This is a genomic window from Apibacter sp. B3546, assembly GCF_009827885.1.
Classification (GTDB): domain Bacteria; phylum Bacteroidota; class Bacteroidia; order Flavobacteriales; family Weeksellaceae; genus Apibacter.
Window position 1 is genome coordinate 69976 of the sequence record NZ_WINW01000032.1, and the last position, 18299, is coordinate 88274.

Genomic DNA, 18299 nt, shown 5'->3' on the forward strand with positions numbered 1-18299 from the left:
AATATTTACATATTTATTAAGTTATTCAATATTTATTAAAATAAATTAGTAAACTATTATTTTGAATTGTCGCTATTTCAAAATGAATTAGTTTCCGATATATAACTTTTATTTACTTGTTATACAGACCTTAAAAAAATAGATTTAAAAAAAGGAATTCAAAGAAATGTTACAACAAAAAAAAGAGCTACTAAAGCAGCTCTTTCATAAGTATAAATATATTTATAAATTTTATTTCTTAAGAAAACAGGTCTTTAAAACAATACTTGAACCGTCAATTTTACAATCTACTTCTTCCGGATTATCAGTTAATCGGATGCTTTTTACTTTAGTTCCTCTTTTGATTACCATAGAAGAACCTTTTACTTTAAGATCTTTAATGACTGTAACCGCATCTCCATCTTGAAGTTCAGCTCCGTTGCTATCTTTAACTATTGAATTTCCCGCCGATTCTTCTCCCGACCATTCATAAAAACAATCCGGGCATACATAGGAAGTACCATCAAAATAAACATTTTCCATTGAACATTTTGGGCACTTTAAAACATCTGTCATTATTTTTTCTTTTTAAAGATTACTAAATTTAATTGGGATGCAAATATAACTTATTTAAACGCAGAGAACAAATATTCAATTTACTATTACATTTATATTATTCTTTTCTCTAATTATTTACAAAGTATTTTTCCAAATTTTTAAAAATATTTATATATAGATTTTTTTATAACTATATAAATTATTATTTAATTTATAAGATTCTTTTAGTCAAAATAAAAAAGTTTACCTTTGTTTTATTTCGACAAATTCATTTACCATGAAAGATAGAATTGTTGTAAAGATTGGAAGTCAGCTGTTAACCCGTAAGGATGAAACTCTTGACATTACCCAAATGTCTGATATCGTTGATCAGATTGCTGAACTTCATAAAAATAATACGGAAATCATTCTGGTATCATCCGGAGCGGTAGCGTCCGGTAAAAATGAATTTAAAATCCATTCAAAGCTTGACAGCATTTCAGCTCGCCAGTTATATTCTTCTGTTGGACAGGTAAAACTAATTCATAGATATTACGACCTATTTAATCAACACGGAATTCTATGCGGACAAATCTTAGCAACTAAAGAAGATTTTTCAACACGCAGGCATTATCTAAATCAAAGAAATTGCATGAATATTATGCTTGAAAATCATGTGATTCCAATTGTTAATGAAAACGATGCGATTTCCGTTAATGAACTAATGTTTACGGATAACGACGAATTATCAGGCTTGATAGCTGCTATGATGGATTGCAAAAAATTGATCATTTTAAGTAATATCGATGGAATTTATACCGGCGATCCTTCAGACCCTGAATCTAAGCTTATAAAAGAAATAGAAAGTTCAAGTGATTCTGTTGAGGATTATATACAATCTAAGCGGTCGACTACCGGAAGAGGCGGAATGAAAACCAAATATAATATAGCTAGAAAAGTAGCAGAAGAAGGTATAGAAGTTATTATTGCCAATGGAAGGATAAAAAACATCATTTCTCGACTTGTAAATGGCGTTGACACACCTTCCACCCGATTTATTCCGGCATCTAAAGAAATTTCGGGCGTGAAAAAATGGATCGCCCATTCTGAAGGTTTCGCTAAAGGAGAAATACATATTAATGAAGGAGTAAGAAAAGCTTTATTAAATTTTAAAGCCGTCAGCATATTGCCTGTAGGCGTAACTCGGATAGTCGGAAATTTTGAAAATGATGATATTGTTCGCATTATTGATCATACCGGAAAACAAATTGGAATAGGCAGATCTTCCTATTCCAGCGAAAAAGCGAAAGAAATTTTAGGACAGGCCAACAACAAGCCGATCATACATTACGACTATTTATATATTGAAAAATAAATGATGTCTTCTATACAACAAAATATTTTTACCTCATCCGTTAAAGCTGTAAATGAACTAAATTTAGTTGATATTGATAAAATCAACCAAGTTTTAGAAGTTCTTGCAAAAGAAACTGAAAATTCAATTCCCTATATTCTTTCTGAAAATAAGAAAGATATAGAACGGATGTCTACTTCCGATCCGAAATTTGATCGGTTGCTTTTAACTGAAGAACGCATACAAGATATAGCAAAAGATATTCGCAAAGTTGCCTCTCTTCCCTCACCTGTAGGAAAAATAATTTCAGAAAAAATTCTTTCCAATGGTCTTAAGTTATCTAAAATTACAGTTCCTTTCGGAGTTATAGGAATTATTTATGAAGCCAGACCGAATGTAAGCTTCGATGTATTTTCTTTGTGTTTAAAATCGGGTAATGTTTGTATTTTGAAAGGAGGCTCTGATGCTTTTTTTTCTAATACAGCGATTGTTTCGATTATTAAGCGAGTTTTACTACAGGAGGGTTTGAGTCCCGATATTTGTAATTTATTGCCCGCTGATCGTTCTTCGACTTTACAATTATTGAACGCAAGTAATTATGTTGATCTTCTTATTCCGAGAGGAAGTAAAGAGCTTATTAATTTTGTTCGTGAAAATTCGAAAATCCCTGTAATTGAAACCGGTGCAGGAGTATGCCATACTTATTTCCACCGAGAAGGTAATTTAGAAATAGGAAAAGAGATCATCTTTAATGCTAAAACCCGAAAAGTTAGCGTTTGCAATTCGTTGGATTGCTTACTTATTGATAAGGAAAGAATACAGGACCTTCCCGAATTGTGTAAAAAATTAATTGAGAAAAAAGTGGTTATTTATGCGGATGAACCTGCATACGCTCAATTAGAAAACTCTTATCCATCCAATTTATTATATAAAGCAACTTCCGCAAATTACGGAATGGAATTCTTGGATTATAAAATGTCTATAAAAACGGTAAATTCTATTAATGAAGCAATTGAACATATAGCGAACTACGGATCCAAACATAGCGAAGCAATAATAAGTGAAAATAAATCATGTATAAAAATTTTTGAAAAGCTGGTAGATGCCGCTTGTATTTATGTTAATACTTCTACTGCCTTCACAGATGGCGCACAATTCGGAATGGGAGCAGAAATAGGGATCAGCACGCAGAAAATGCATGCACGAGGTCCTATGGCTTTGGATGAATTATGTTCTTATAAGTGGATTGTAGAAGGTAACGGTCAAATAAGACCGTAAATAATTTAGATAGTAGCTATACCATTTTTATTTCTTAAATTAATAAACTTTTCGGTTTTTAAATTCAGTATAAAAATTGGAATTAAAAAAAGATGAATGATTTATCTTTAATATGTAAAAAATTTCATTAAATATAAATTTTGAAAATAATAAAAGGCAATGGATGAACTAAATTTTAATCAGTTTGTAAAATTTAAATCATCCATTACAAATACAAAATATATATTAATTAAAATCAGTTCCTATTCAAAATATCTAAGTATTAATTAGTTATTATTTTCATCACCGTTTTTCAATCTCATCCTAAAATCTTCGAAGCATCCAAAACTATTTTCACTAAAAACAGTAACGAAACAATATAAACCGTTGGAGTAACCTCTTTTCTTCTGCCACCTAATACTTTCAATAAAGTAAAGCTTAGCATACCAAATACAATACCTTCCGCTATACTAAATGTAAAAGGCATAAAAATTATGGTTAAAAATGCGGGTAAACCTTCCGTGATATCATTAAAATTAATTTTTACAACAGAAGAAATCATAAAGAGACCGACAATAATTAATGCCGGAGCTGTGGCAGCTGCCGGAACTAATAAAAATATAGGAGCTAAAAATAAAGATAAAAAGAACATCATAGCTGTACTAACCGCTGTAAGACCGGTACGTCCTCCGGAGGCTACTCCGGAAGCACTTTCTACATATGAAGTAATTGTGCTGGTACCCAAGATCGCTCCAACCGTCGTTCCCAATGCATCAGACAATAATGCTTTTTTCATTTGAGGAAAATTTCCTTCTTCATCCGTGAATCCCAATTTAGATACAACTCCTATTAATGTTCCAATCGTATCAAATAAATTAACAAATAGAAAAGTGAAAACTACAATCAACATATCCACTGAAAATATTTTGTCCCATCCTTCAGAAGAAAACATCGGTTCGACAGCTTTACCAAATATAGGTTCAATAGAAGGAGGCATGCTTACCAATGAACCTGGTAATTGTATGTCGCCCAACAAATAGCTGAATAAAGTGGAAACTACAATTCCCGCTAAGATGGATCCATTTATATTGCGCGAATGAAGTACAGCCGTAACCAACAATCCCGCAAAAGCAATCCATACCGAATGTTGTTTAAAATCACCTAAAGCAAGAAAAGTATTGGGATCTGAAACAATGATATTCGCTCCTTTTAGTCCTATTAAGGTAATAAATAATCCAATTCCGACAGGGATTGCCTCTTTCAGTACTCTAGGAATGCTTTTAACTATCATTTCCCTGACATTCAAAAAAGTAAGAATTATAAATATAAGCCCCTCTATAAAAACAGCTGTTAGAGCAAATTGCCAAGAATATCCAAGTCCTAAAACTACAGAAAAAGCAAAAAAGCTGTTCAGTCCCATTCCGGGTCCTTGAGCTATGGGCAATTTTGCCAATATTCCCATTAACAACGTCGCAAAAATAATAGCTAACGTAGTTCCTGTAAAAAGAGCTTCTCTATCCATTCCCGTTTCCGATAAAATACTAGGATTGACTATCAAAGCATAGGACATGGTTAAAAAAGTGATGATCCCGGCTACTAATTCTTTTTTAATAGTTGTACCATTTTCGGATAGCTTAAAATATCCGTCTAGAAAAGTTTTCATGTTATCAGTTTAGTTTAGTTTAGTAAAAAGCAAAAGTACTAACAAATAAGTAATATTGGTTAGTGTTTTTGTGTGTAAAGGCTGCCTTACCACTCATTTAATCAATTGCATTTTTTATTTAATTAATTATCAGTTTATTAAAATCTAAAGTTAAAAGCTCTTCGGGTAAAATCGTATTGAAAAAGACTTGACCGGCTTCTTCTTTTAGTATGGATATATCGGTATAACGATTGGAAAAATGCCCTAATATTAATACTTTAACGTTTGCCATTTTTGCTATTTCTGCGGCTTGATATGCTGTGGTATGTCCTGTTTTAGAGGCTAATTCTCTTAATTCATCTAAAAAAGTAGCTTCATGGTATAAAACATCTACCCCTTTAATTAACGGGACTATATCGAGACTGAATTTAGTATCTGAACAAAAGGCATAGCTGTAAGAATGTTTAGGAGGAAGGGTAAGATACTCATTTTTTATGATATCTCCGGATTGAGTTATAAAATCTTTACCTAATTTCAAATTATGATAATCGCATACTTCAATTTCGGGATTGTATTTAATTACATCCATATTTAGCCTTCTCGGCTTTACTTTTTCTTTAAACAGAAACCCATTGGTATAAATACGATGGTTTAATGGAATCGTCCAAACACACAATTTATTATCTTCATAAATTAATTCACTTTTTAAAGAAGTCAGTTCAATAAAGTTAATATCAAACTGATTACTACTCTCAGTTAATAGTAATTGAATTTCAATTAATTTTTTAATTCCTTTGGGCCCATAAATGGTTAAAGGTTCAGTTCTTCCCAATAAATGAAAGGAAGATATAAGCCCAATCAAACCAAAAACATGATCGCCATGTAGATGAGAAATAAATATAGTATTTATATGGGTAAATTTTACTCTTGCTTTTCTAAGTTGTACTTGAGTCCCTTCTCCACAATCTATTAGAAAATATTGGTTATTACATTCTAATAACTGTGATGTAGGATTGGTACGAACAGTCGGAACCGCTGAGTTATATCCTAAAATAGTAAGTTTCATAAATTTTAAGTTGTATTTTTGAGTTTTTACAAACTATTACCTTACTAATATTTTTCATAAAAATACATGATTTTTTTCATTTGATAAATAAAAAATTAATTTTTAAGGCACTTTTTTTTACGCTTTTTTTTCATTTTTAACGCATTTTTTAAGAAAAATAAGTGATTTTTTAATGAATTTTTTCTTAATTAAATTAGCGCAAAATACTAAATTTCAAACAATTACATTTTCAAAAAATGTTTTTTAAAGAAAAAAATTACAATTTATAACAATTCAAATATATTATTCATATATTACTGTCCTTAATAAAATAAAAACAATATGAAAATACTTAAAAGTCTTTACGTACAAGTAATAATTGCCATAATTATAGGTATTCTTATTGGATATTTTTTCCCAAGTGAAGATATTATAGTTAATGGAGTTAAACAACACAGTACGGGACTTGGTGAAATGCTAAAACCATTAGGAGACGGATTTATCAAGCTAATTAAAATGATCGTAGGACCTTTGATTTTCTGTACCATTGTGCTGGGTATTGCAGGAATGGAAGATACTAAAAAGGTGGGTAAGGTTGGTTTAACAGCTATTGTTTATTTTGAAATTATGACAACAATAGCTTTAATCATCGGCTTGGTTTTCGTTAATGTGCTAAAACCCGGAAACGGCATGCATGTAGATCCTTATGCATTGGATTCTTCATCTATGTCCCATTATATAGAAAAAAGTAAAGAAGATCACGGAATTATTACGTTTATTTTGGATATGATTCCTGAAAATGTTATTGCTTCAATTGCTTCTAATAATTTACTTCAAGTGTTGGTATTTGCCATTCTTTTTGGTTTTGCCATGACGAAAATTGGACCTAAATCTTCAAAACCGGTTCTATCCGTAATGCAATCTTTCCTGGATGGACTTTTTGCTATTATAAAAATAATTATGTATCTGGCACCTTTAGGAGCCATGGGTGCTATGGGATATACCATTGGAGTTTACGGATTGAAAGCATTGAGTAATTTAGGAATGTTAATCTTATGCTTTTATCTAACGTGTATTGTTTTCATTTTCGGAGTTATCGGAGCAGTTCTTTATTACAATAAAGTCAACATATTCAAATTTATTAAATATATTAAAGAGGAACTTTTAATTGTGCTCGGCACCTCATCTTCCGAATCAGCATTACCGGGAATTATGAGCAAGATGGAGAAGATAGGATGTTCTAAGTCTGTCGTTGGTTTGGTAATACCAACCGGCTATTCTTTTAATCTCGACGGTACTTCCATTTATCTTACCATGGCTGCTGTTTTTATTTCTCAAGCTTTAGACATGCATTTGAATTTACAACAAGAAATTACGCTTCTTTTAGTATTGCTTTTAACCTCAAAAGGTGCAGCCGGGGTAACAGGAAGTGGTTTTATTACTCTTGCCGCTACCCTACCGGTAGTAGGACATGTACCGGTTGAAGCTGTGGCGTTAATATTCGGTATTGATAAATTCATGAGTGAAGCAAGAGCTTTAACTAATTTAATAGGTAATGCAGCAGCTACTATTGTTGTTGCCAGAAGGGAAAATGAATTTAATTACGATAAAGCTGAAAGCATATTAATATCCAATAAGTCTTAAATATGATTTTTAATTTATTTTTAAAAAATATAATTTGTTAAATAAATATTATCATTTTTTTGGTAAAATTATAAATTAAAAATAGATTTGTATAAAATATACTAGTTTTGAAAGTCCTGGTAGATAATTTACTAGGGCTTTCTTAGTAAATTTTCTATTTTTTACTTCGACTTATTTATAAATATTCTTTTTAACGCAGGCTTACGTAAATTTATGAACATATATTTTTTATTTTTGTAATACTATGGATTAGCATAATATTAAATTTTTTAAAAGAAATTTGAAATTTTAGATTAATAAAATTTATTATTAGAAAATATTGAAAATATAAAAGATTTACTATGTTAATTTTTATTTAATATTTTAAATGTTAATCTTATGAAGTAATTTATTTCGATAAATAAATTATCTTCAAGCAATTAAAATAGAATACGAGCAACTTTTGAATTATAATTAAGCAATTAACCAATGAAAAAAATATATTTAGACAGTGCCGCTTCAACCATTATAGATGAAAGAGTTATTGAAGCAATGATTCAATCTATGAAAGAAGATTTTGGTAACCCTTCTGCTATACACAGCTTTGGGCAAGAAAGTAAGTCAAAAATAGAAATGGTCAGAAAAAATATAGCTCAATGGTTGCATGTAAATCCTAATGAAATCATTTTCACAAGCTGCGGTACTGAATCTAATAATTTAATTTTACGTTCTTGTATAGAAAACTTATCCATTAAACGAATCATTTCTTCTCCCTTAGAACATAAATCTGTTTTGGAAACCATCAGAGATCTAAAAGAAAAACATCCTGAAATTGAAGTTGTTTTTCTTCCTTTGAAGAATAAAAAAGGGGATTTGGATATTGCTTTTTTAGAAGATTTACTAGAAGAAAAAATTCCAACATTAGTTTCTTTAATGCATTCCAATAATGAAATTGGAAATTTAACGGATATTGATTGTATTGCTCAATTATGTAAAAAATATGGAGCTTTATTTCATTCAGATACCGTTCAAACAATGGCACATTATCCTTTAGATTTCTCTAAAACACCCATTGATTTTGCTTCTTGCAGTGCCCATAAATTTCATGGTCCAAAAGGAATAGGAATGGCTTTTATAAGAAAATCAAGCGGTTTAAAAGGTATGATAACCGGAGGAACTCAGGAGCGTAATTTACGAGCAGGAACTGAAAATGTTTACGGGATTGTTGGCTTAGGTAAATCTTTTGATTATGCTATGCAAGAATTAAAGAAAAGAAGAAGAATAATTGAAGATTTAAAACAATATACGATTGATCAATTATCTAAAAATATACAAGGGGTTTTGTTTAATGGACATGGAACAGATTTTACTAAAAGTAACTATACTCTTTTAAGTATTTTGCTTCCTTTTCCCAATACTTTAGTTGGTTTTCAACTCGATATGAAAGGTATCGCCGTTTCTCAAGGAAGCGCCTGTGCTTCCGGTGCTTCCAAACCGTCAAAAACCATGTTGCAGCTTTATACCGAAGAAGAATTAAAAAATACAACGACGTTACGCATTTCATACAGCCATTATAATACAAAAGAAGAAATAGATGTTTTGATCAATTTTCTTTCTGAGATACAAAAGAATTTAACTAATACCATCCCCGCCGAAAATGGGTAACCACCGCGCTTAAGTTAAAATTAAAGGTAAATCGAATATGGGATAAATAATTATTTTTTGCCGGTTCAAATCCCAACGTTGATTGAATGGGTAAATACAATTCTAAAAATTCAGGTATTATGTTCAATTTAACTCCTGAATCGTAGATAAAATACGTAGATTTCTTTTTATTCGAATACAATCCCATATCTGCATACAAGTCAAAAGGCTTCCATAAATGTATTTCTCCATTTAATGAAGTAATCCATTTATTGGCTGATTTATCCAACATGGATTTAAACCCTCCTTCAGCCATTATATATTGTTGATAAAACAATCCACCGGTTGCAGATCTTCCTAAATAATCCATGTAATTAAAACTATAATCTGTGATATGATCTACTCCGAAATCGAAGTAAGTAGAATTGGAATGATTGTTTATAAAATATCCTCCAAAATAGCGTAAACTTATTTTTTTATTCGGCGCATATTCATGTCTAAAATATATTTCTGTACTTATTTTATTGAAAATATTAGAATGTTGAAAGTTCGTTTTACTATACCATTCATTGATTATTCTTTTATCTGAATGAGAATACGACAGATCCAGCAGATTATAATGGGAATAATCATTTTTTTCAAGAATTTTAAACGGATCTTTTTCTCTTTCAACACTATTAAATGAAATTCCTATGGTTCTGTTAATATCTGATCTGGGCCTCTTTTTAAATATAAGATTTACATTTCCTGAATATTTTTTATAACTCAAATTATTATCATAATGATAATAAGTATATCCTGTTCCCATAGACATTCTTCTAAATAAGCCTTCTTCCATATCGTAATTGTAATTTAAGGCACCTGATCCCGTTAAACTTTTGGTTCCAGTGGAATAAGTTGGAGAAAATGAATATTCGAAAGGTCTTGAAAATGGAGAGCTATTATAAAAACGTAATCCTAGTATAAATTTATCGTAATTATTCCAGTTTATATTGGGTTCATAAAAAATTTGTGTATAATTAGGATTATCAACGTCTGCATAGAATTTCATTTGCAATTTCTTTCTGTTCTTATAAATACCCTCCGTATTCAATAGATTATCATTATCGTTAATTTCCGGAAACAGGTAATTTTTATTTATAAGTAAACGATCATATTCTCCATTTTTAAATGAATATAAAGAATCTTTATTGGTTGAAAATACCCATTTCTGATTGATTATCTTCTTGTTTTTTTCTCCTGTGATTAATATTGGAATTGGTAAAGCCGTTTTATTAGTGATACGTACTTTTATAGTATCTTTTTCATACTTATCCTCATAAAATTTTTTTATCTTAAAATTGATACGATCATTGGTAACTATATAATTTTGAAAAAACCATGCTAAATTTTTTTGAGAGTTTGTTTCTAAAATACTTTGAAAATCTGATGAAGTAATTTCACGATCTTTTCCTTCTTCTATAAGCTTTTTAACTGAATTTTCGAAAAGATCCGCTCCCAAATAGGCGGATAGAAAATTAAAACTTAATCCCGATTTAAATCCACTAATTATATACTGATTGATATTGCTCAATTCTAAAAAATCTTCACTTATCGGCTGATCATAATTTTGAGTGGCTATATATCTGTAACCTAATTTATATCGATCGGTTATAGGAACTTTAGATATGAAAAAATATTGTAACGGTTTAATTTTTATTATGCTAAGTTCTTTAGGAAGATTACCTAATAATTTAGTGTCAGGATAATACTTCTTTAAATAATTTAATTGATAATAGGTAAGCAAACCGTTAGGTATCCAATGATATTTATTTTTATCCACTTGTATTACCTGATTGATAACTGAATAGGCTATTTGCTGAAACATTTTAAGATCAATTTTTACGTCATCAGGAAAAAGTTTCCATTCTTTTAAACCCAATAATTTAATATCATCAACTCCTATAAAATTGCGATCTTTTTTAATTTTAGAGCTAATTAATAGTTTTGATGGAAGTTTGCCTAATTTTTCATTTAAAAATAGTAATTCGCGTTTAATATTTTTATAATAAATTTCTTTAAATTTTTCATTAATGGAATATCCAATTACTACTTCGGTTTGCGATCCGTTTATAGTATAAATAAAAGAAATCGGTTTATTTTTAGTTAGGATCATAGTTACAGCATCACCGCATGTTCCCTGTAATTGATTTTCTCCTACTTTTGTAAGGTTTCCATCCATATATAAACCCACGGGATAATAAAAATTAATAGTATAATTGGTTTTTCTATAGGGATTAAACTCAGTATCGGTAAATGTCTCCAACTTGGGTTTTGAATTGATAAAATCTAAAGGCTGTATAAAAAAGTTTTTTAATACATAAGTACCTTTCGAGGAAAATCCATATCCGGTAACTTTATTGGAAGGTATTTTTATATTATAATTTAAATCCAAAGATATACTATCATTGGGTAATAAAGGAGAAAAAAGATTTACTTCGTAAAATTCAAAATCTCTAAGTAAAAAAACGGGTTGTCGTTTATTTATAAAGATGGTCAAATCATTGATTCGACCTCTATCCATATATTTTGAAAAATATAAAGTTTTATTTCTATCCTCTAATTTTCGTTTTCCTAATACCGTATTAGTATTAGAATAGGAATTAGCTGCTGCGTGTAAATATATTTTATCTAAAGTTATACCCGTATTATTATAAAAAACGATCTTTTGTTTTACGGATATATTTTTGGTTAGGCTGTCTAAGGTTGCTGATATAAGTATTTTGTCACTTTGTGAAAAGCACAATAAAGGTAAAATTACTAAAATTATATTCGTTAAGATTCTTAGAATTTTCATAGTTAACAGCAAGAAGTCATAGCAGATGATTATTATTTAAATCTTATTTCAACGGCTCCAAAACGATATTTAATTATATCTGCTTCAAAATATTCAATATCATTCATACTATTTAATATTTTATAAATTTCTTTTTTTAATACTCCTTTTCCCTTGCCATGTATTAGTATTAACTTCTTAACCTTATCTTTCTTGGCTGATTTTATTTCCTCCATAGCTTTCTTAATTTGCTTTTCAAGCATTTGATGAGGCATCATGTTTTTAAAAGAATCAACAATATTTCCTATATGCAAATCAATAATTCTTTCTTGTATAGTTTCTTTTTTTAAATTATTGGTCTTTTTAAAAGTTACATCTTCTTTTTTAGCATTAAAATCTGTAACTTCAGTATACATGCTTGCATATTTATCATAGGCAATTAAGTTATTTAGTGAATGTGTAACTTCAAATCCATAAGAATCTAGTAAAACTGCTTTATTTCCTATAAAATTTTTTATAGTAAAAATTCCTTCTTCATCCAGTAGTTTAACTTTATCCCCGATCTTCATACAGATTGAATTAATAAATAAGGCTATCTTGAGGATAGCCTTATTTGTGTTGTTTATATTATTTAATTTATTTTACATCATTTTCTGGGAACTCTATTGCTGGCTCCTCTTTTGGTTCTTTTAGAAGAAGATTCTTTACCTTTATGATCTTGAGCTACCCTAAATCCAACCCATACGGCAGACTCATTTTCAAGCATATATCTTCTTTGTCCCGGATCTAACCAATAAGCGGTATCATTCCAAGATCCTCCTTTAATTACTCTTAAATCATTACTGATTTGAGAGGTTCTTTGTTTGGAATCTTTATCTAACACTACTCTTCCGTTTTTATCTACTGTCCAGTTTCTAATAGGTGAATTGTAGTAATTAAAAGTACCGGTTGAATCAACACGACCATCTCCCGATTCTAAAGATGATTGTAAGTCTCCATCTCTAAAGTTTCTTGCATCATCTACAATCTCTGTTTCAAATTTTCCTGATAAATTTCTATACAATTTTCTTCCGTCTGCCAAAGTATCGTATTGAATTGAACCGTCATCAACTTTTTTAAATCTTCCGGGATTTCCTTCTTCACTAATAAATTGTTGATAAACGTTTCCTCTATAATAGTTGAAATCATTAAAATCAGTATCTATTAACGGTCTATAAACGTCTTGTGTCCATTCAGCAACATTTCCATACATACCATACAATCCAAAAGGGTTGGATGGATATGCTCTAACATCGGAAGTAATTGCATTCCCATCATTAGCCCAACCTCCACTTCCGGAATAATCTCCTTGTCCACCGGATTTAAAATTATCCAGGAATTGACCTCTATTTCTTCCTTTTTTAGCACGCATTCTATTGATCATTACATCTTTACCTTCAATGATGTTATACTGTCTGTTATCTGCTTCAGCCAGTGCAGCATATTCCCATTCTGCTTCTGTAGGTAATCTGAATTTTTGTACTAAATTTCCTTGAGCACTTTTATTAACTGCTATAATTCTTTCATTTTTGCTGGTAATACCGCTTTGTTTAGCGATTTTATCTTGATTAACAATACCTTCTAATTCAGGATCATTGTATTTATATTTTTCAACATTAAATGAATTTGAACCCACATTATTGGCCGGATTACTATAAAAATCTTTTGGGATAATACCTTTATTCATTAATTCTCTTTCATTGGCTCTATCGGTCAACCAATCACAATATCTTTGTGCTTGTAACCAACTTACTCCAACTACCGGGTAGTTATCAAATTGAGGGGCTCTGAAATAATCTTCTGAATAAACATCGTTTCTGGACAATTTATTTTTCCAAACAAGAGTATCAGGAAGGGCTCCATAATAAATATCTTTATAATTCTCATCCGTTGGTGAATATACATACTTTAACCAAGTTACATATTCACGATATTCATAATTTGTTACTTCAGTTTCACCGATAAAAAAAGATCTTACTTGCATTCGGTTAGGGGTATTGTTCCAATCATGCATTACATCGTCTTTAACTAATCCCATAGTAAAAGCTCCTCCTTCCACGAATACCATTCCAACCCAACCTTTTTCAGTCTTTTTCTTTTTACTATAAAACCAGCCGTTTCTATCATTGGCCTTCCATCCGGTCAAACTTTTTGTATTTTTAGTTCCACCGCCAGGTTTAGTTCTCCCACCACCGCAACTAACTAATGCTAAGGAAATTGAAGAAACAACGAATAATAATAATATGAATTTCCCGATTCTCATTGTATTTATTTTCATAATTAAGATCATGCAAAAATAATATAATATTACTGAAAGAAAAATTTTTTCTACTTTATATTACATAACCTCAAATAACGTTAACTTATTTGTAGATATTGTATATTTAGTAAAATATTATTTCTACTTATTCGTTATTTAGAGGTAAATGAAAAGATTTTTATACATTTTTATAGCGTTTTTCATTCAAGTGTCCACATTTATCCCTGTGGCACAAACTATTACGATTAATTGGGACGGTATAAAGAATTTTTATTATTCCACTGAGCAAGTAAAAAAATATCCTTTCTTTACCAATGATAACTATTCCATTGATGAAGGAATACCTACTTTATATTATGCCGAGAAAACTGATTTTAATGGAGATGTATATCTAACCAATTTACAATGGCAACCTATTGAAAAATCGCAACTTGGCGATACGCCTCTGGACTTTATTCCCGATGATGATATTTTCAGCGTGTCAATTACTAAGTCACGAGATCAAAAATTTATATCTGTAACTATTAAAACATTAAAGAAAACAGGCAATACCATTTTTAAACTCGTGCGTTTTACCATTGAGAAAAAAAATTCGTTTAGTAAAAATTTTTCATCTACAGAATCCTTTTTGAATGTTGAGAGTGTTCTAAAAAACGGATCATGGTATAAAATTAAATTAGCTAAAACAGGAATTTATAAAATTGATCGGAATTTCTTACAATCATTAGGAATAAATTGTAATTCTTTAGATCCAAAAACCATACGAATATTTGGCAATGGAGGAAAAATGCTTCCGGAACCAACCTCATCGTTCAGATACGATAACCTAAAAGAAAATGCCATTTTTGTCCGAGGAGAAAATGATGGAATTTTTGATTCAGATGATTATATATTATTTTATGGGCAAGGACCGGACTATTGGATAAGAAATTCAAAGATTAGGCATAAAAAAAATATATATGAAGATTATGCATATTATTTTATTAACATCAATCAAACTGCAGGAAAAAGAATTCAATCCAATCCTTACAAAACACCAAACGCTAAAGTATATGTAGAGTACGATGATCATCAATTCTTTGAAGAAGATAGACTAAATTTAAATCAATTAGGTAAAATTTGGGTGGACGAAAATTTAGGATTGAAAAATTATAAAGAAATCCTATTTCCGGTTCATGACTTAGTTCCGGGTTCAAGCATAACTTGGAAATATGCTTGGGTATCAAGAAACGGTATTAATGGAAAAATAAATGTGTCATATAATGATAATCCGGTATATTCATCGATTTTAAGGCCATCCCCTAATGAAATTGATTTTGCAATTGGAACCCAAACACAAACTATTACTCCAACTAATAATCAATTAAAATTTACTTTAGGATTTGACAATTCGGCCAATCCCTCGGCTGAATTTTATCCCGATTATTTTGAAGTCTTATATAAGCAAAAGCTTAAATTTAATGGTAGTCAAATGAATTTCAGAACATTTGATCCCATTGAAGATGGAAAAATATATGGATTTACTTTTGTTCCTTCTGAAGATTTCCAAGTTTGGGATGTTTCAGATGTAGTCAACGCAAAAAAACTGGAACGATCAGCAAATGCTTTTATGTATTCCTATCAATTGTTATCAACTAATTTTAAAAACGAAATGATCGCCTTTAAGCACTCAGCTGCCTACATTCCGGAAGTTGTTGGTAAAATTTCAAATCAGGCTTTACATTCCATCTCCGATATAGATTATATTGTCATAACTGTTCCTGAATTTGTTTCTCAGGCAAATCGCATTAAAAATTTACATCAATCTAAAAATCGATTAAAAGTAGAAGTAGTTACAGTAAATCAAATTTATAATGAATTTAGCTCGGGGGGACAAGATTTAACCGCAATAAGGGATTTTTTACGTTATCTATATAAGAAAGACAATGGAAAATTAAAATATGTGCTTTTACTGGGATCAGCTTCGTATGATTATAAAAATAAAACCGGAGCCGGACATAACTTAATTCCTACCTATCAAAGTTATAATAGCACCGGTCTTAATTACTCTTATGCAACAGATGATTTTATAACGATATTGGATGATGATGAAGCTAATTTAATAGGAGAAAATGCCAATCTTTCAGCTACTCAATTAGATATAGCAGTGGGAAGAATGATTGCAAAAAATCTATCCGAAGCAACAGCATGTGTAGATAAAAGTGTAAAATACGATAATGGAAAAGCTCCTCAAGGTACTCCTTTTGGAAATTGGAGATTAAACGCCTCTGTTATTGTAGACATTGACAGTGATAACAATTTCCATAAAAAAATTGAAGAAACTATTGCTCAAAATATTTTTGATAAATCTTTGAAAGAATATACACTTAAAAAATTATATATAGATTCTTATAATGCAGATTACACTACAGGTGGAGCCAGATTTCCACAGGTAAATGAAGCTATAAAAGCCGCTTTTAACAATGGTAATTTAGTAATAAATTATTTTGGACATGGCGGGACATTATCTCTTTCTCAATATAGGCTATTTTCAAAAGAAGATGTAAACAGCTTGTCTAATTTTAACAGAGATTTTTCTCGACTGCCTTTATTTATTACTATCTCATGCGATGTTTCCGTATGGGACAATCCTTCTTTAAATTCTTTAGGGGATTTATTATATCTCAAAAAAAATGGTGGAGCAAATTCCATGATTACAACCAATAGGGCGCTATCAATCTATTATGGGTTGAATATGAATCCTATAATCATGAAAAACATATTCACAAAAAAAACTGAAAGTAATCAATATATAGCTCTAGGTGAAGCACTTCGACTTTCCAAAAAAGAAATCTTAAGTGGAGAAAGTCGAAAAATAAATTTGTTCGGAGATCCCGCGCAATCTTTGGTATACCCGAAACGTAAAATTAAGGTCACTAAAATAAACGGATTGGATGCAGACCATTTCTCGGGTGTTATAAAAGCCCTTGATTTTATTACCATTGAAGGCCAAGTACTAAATGAAAATGGAGATGTTGATCCCTCTTTTTCGGGAAATATCCAAACTGTTTTATATGATAAACCTGTGGATAAAAAAACTCTAAATAATTTTAATTATAATTCACTTAAACCACCTCTTGAATATAAAGAACAGATTAATGCCATATATAAAGGAGGTTCACAAGTAAAAGATGGAAATTTTAAAATAGAATTTTACGTTCCTAAAGATATTAATTATGATATCGGTGATGGCAAATTACTTTTATATGCCGATAATTCTGAAATTGACGCCCTATATTTTAAAAATGATTTAAAAATTGGAGATATAAATCCTAATGGAATAAATGATTCGGAAGGCCCAAAAATAGGTTTATACATGAATAATCTAAATTTTGCCAATGGAGGAATAACTGATCGCTCACCATATCTTTTAGCCTGTGTAACGGATAGTACCGGTATTAACTCAACCGGTTTAGGAATTGGACATGATATCACTGGCGTGTTAAATAATAATGTAAATGGTACCATTATTCTGAATGATTTTTATACCGGAGGAGAATCTTCTCCTTGTCTAAATCCGAATTTAAAAGATTATCAAAAAGGAAAAGTTTGGTATCGATTAGATAATCTTGAAACAGGAAATCATTCAATTAAATTCAAAGTTTGGGATATTAATAATAATTCATCTTCTGCTACCTTAGATTTTTTAGTTGTTGATAACGGTGATCAGGGATTAATAATAAAAAAATTATTAAACTGGCCTAATCCATTTACAACTAAAACATTTTTTCATTTTGAACATAATTGTCCCGATATTCTTGATGTTCAAGTCCAAATTTTTACCGTATCCGGAAAATTAGTAAAAACTATTAATAAAACCGTTACTTCTCAGCCTTTTAACGAAGGATACAGAACCGACAAATTTGGAATTGAATGGGACGGATTGGATGATTTTGGAGATAAAATCGGAAAAGGTGTGTATATTTATCGTGTAAAAATAAAAGGAACATCTGAATTTTGTAAGGGTTCAGTTTCTCAAGTGGAAAAATTGGTAATATTAAAATAAAATTTATTTTTGCATTATAAAAACGCTATAATAAAAAAAATTTATATCATTTTAACTCA

11 protein-coding genes are annotated in these 18299 nt (G+C 30.2%); 5 read left to right on the forward strand and 6 right to left on the reverse strand.

Annotated features, from left to right (window positions below):
* Window positions 1-231: 231 nt before the first annotated feature.
* Window positions 232-555, reverse strand: coding sequence for a zinc ribbon domain-containing protein YjdM (locus tag GFU93_RS05900; protein ID WP_105297050.1), 324 nt, complete (start codon window positions 553-555; stop codon window positions 232-234).
* A gap of 259 nt (window positions 556-814) precedes the next feature.
* Here GFU93_RS05900 and proB point away from each other — a divergent pair, with 259 nt between their 5' ends.
* Together proB and GFU93_RS05910 are read left to right on the forward strand one after the other, a co-directional pair.
* Complete coding sequence (gene proB, locus GFU93_RS05905) at window positions 815-1891, forward strand: glutamate 5-kinase (protein ID WP_160567993.1); 1077 nt, start codon at window positions 815-817, stop codon at window positions 1889-1891.
* The gene (locus tag GFU93_RS05910; protein ID WP_255448655.1) at window positions 1892-3148 is read left to right on the forward strand and encodes a glutamate-5-semialdehyde dehydrogenase; all 1257 of its coding nucleotides are present in this window, start codon (window positions 1892-1894) and stop codon (window positions 3146-3148) included. It begins immediately after the preceding gene.
* 298 nt (window positions 3149-3446) lie between these two features.
* Here the strand turns inward: GFU93_RS05910 and GFU93_RS05915 are convergent, their stop codons facing one another.
* Window positions 3447-4790 carry an NCS2 family permease gene (locus GFU93_RS05915; RefSeq protein WP_160567994.1) on the reverse strand — a complete coding sequence of 448 codons (1344 nt, stop codon included), beginning with the start codon at window positions 4788-4790 and terminating at the stop codon, window positions 3447-3449.
* A gap of 118 nt (window positions 4791-4908) precedes the next feature.
* Window positions 4909-5835, reverse strand: a complete 927-nt coding sequence (locus GFU93_RS05920) for a ribonuclease Z (RefSeq protein WP_160567996.1) — start codon at window positions 5833-5835, stop codon at window positions 4909-4911.
* 321 nt (window positions 5836-6156) lie between these two features.
* Between GFU93_RS05920 and dctA the strand changes: the two genes are divergently transcribed.
* Together dctA and GFU93_RS05930 are read left to right on the forward strand one after the other, a co-directional pair.
* Window positions 6157-7458, forward strand: coding sequence for a C4-dicarboxylate transporter DctA (gene dctA, locus GFU93_RS05925; protein WP_105297054.1), 1302 nt, complete (start codon window positions 6157-6159; stop codon window positions 7456-7458).
* Between the two features lie 468 nt (window positions 7459-7926).
* Window positions 7927-9102, forward strand: coding sequence for a cysteine desulfurase family protein (locus tag GFU93_RS05930; RefSeq protein ID WP_160567998.1), 1176 nt, complete (start codon window positions 7927-7929; stop codon window positions 9100-9102).
* Here GFU93_RS05930 and GFU93_RS05935 read toward each other — a convergent pair.
* The 3 genes from GFU93_RS05935 to gldJ form a co-directional block, all read right to left on the reverse strand.
* A complete protein-coding gene (locus tag GFU93_RS05935) occupies window positions 9074-11917 on the reverse strand; it encodes a M1 family metallopeptidase (RefSeq protein ID WP_160568000.1) in 2844 nt (947 codons plus the stop codon). The two genes, GFU93_RS05930 and GFU93_RS05935, sit on opposite strands and share 29 nt — an antisense overlap.
* Window positions 11918-11949: 32 nt before the next feature.
* Window positions 11950-12465, reverse strand: a complete 516-nt coding sequence (locus tag GFU93_RS05940; protein WP_160568002.1) for a Smr/MutS family protein — start codon at window positions 12463-12465, stop codon at window positions 11950-11952.
* Window positions 12466-12542: 77 nt separating this feature from the next.
* Entirely contained in the window at window positions 12543-14213 is a 1671-nt protein-coding gene (gene gldJ / locus GFU93_RS05945; protein WP_160568004.1) for a gliding motility lipoprotein GldJ, read from the reverse strand.
* Between the two features lie 148 nt (window positions 14214-14361).
* Between gldJ and porU the strand changes: the two genes are divergently transcribed.
* Window positions 14362-18240, forward strand: a complete 3879-nt coding sequence (gene porU / locus GFU93_RS05950) for a type IX secretion system sortase PorU (RefSeq protein ID WP_160568006.1) — start codon at window positions 14362-14364, stop codon at window positions 18238-18240.
* Window positions 18241-18299 lie beyond the last annotated feature (59 nt).

Bases quoted from the DNA above. Each gene is read 5' to 3' on its own strand.
- GFU93_RS05900 (WP_105297050.1), bottom strand. From the start codon at position 555: ATGACAGATGTTTTAAAGTGCCCAAAATGTTCAATGGAAAATGTTTAT.
- proB (WP_160567993.1), top strand. From the start codon at position 815: ATGAAAGATAGAATTGTTGTAAAGATTGGAAGTCAGCTGTTAACCCGT.
- GFU93_RS05910 (WP_255448655.1), top strand. From the start codon at position 1,892: ATGATGTCTTCTATACAACAAAATATTTTTACCTCATCCGTTAAAGCT.
- GFU93_RS05915 (WP_160567994.1), bottom strand. From the start codon at position 4,790: ATGAAAACTTTTCTAGACGGATATTTTAAGCTATCCGAAAATGGTACA.
- GFU93_RS05920 (WP_160567996.1), bottom strand. From the start codon at position 5,835: ATGAAACTTACTATTTTAGGATATAACTCAGCGGTTCCGACTGTTCGT.
- dctA (WP_105297054.1), top strand. From the start codon at position 6,157: ATGAAAATACTTAAAAGTCTTTACGTACAAGTAATAATTGCCATAATT.
- GFU93_RS05930 (WP_160567998.1), top strand. From the start codon at position 7,927: ATGAAAAAAATATATTTAGACAGTGCCGCTTCAACCATTATAGATGAA.
- GFU93_RS05935 (WP_160568000.1), bottom strand. From the start codon at position 11,917: ATGAAAATTCTAAGAATCTTAACGAATATAATTTTAGTAATTTTACCT.
- GFU93_RS05940 (WP_160568002.1), bottom strand. From the start codon at position 12,465: ATGAAGATCGGGGATAAAGTTAAACTACTGGATGAAGAAGGAATTTTT.
- gldJ (WP_160568004.1), bottom strand. From the start codon at position 14,213: ATGAAAATAAATACAATGAGAATCGGGAAATTCATATTATTATTATTC.
- porU (WP_160568006.1), top strand. From the start codon at position 14,362: ATGAAAAGATTTTTATACATTTTTATAGCGTTTTTCATTCAAGTGTCC.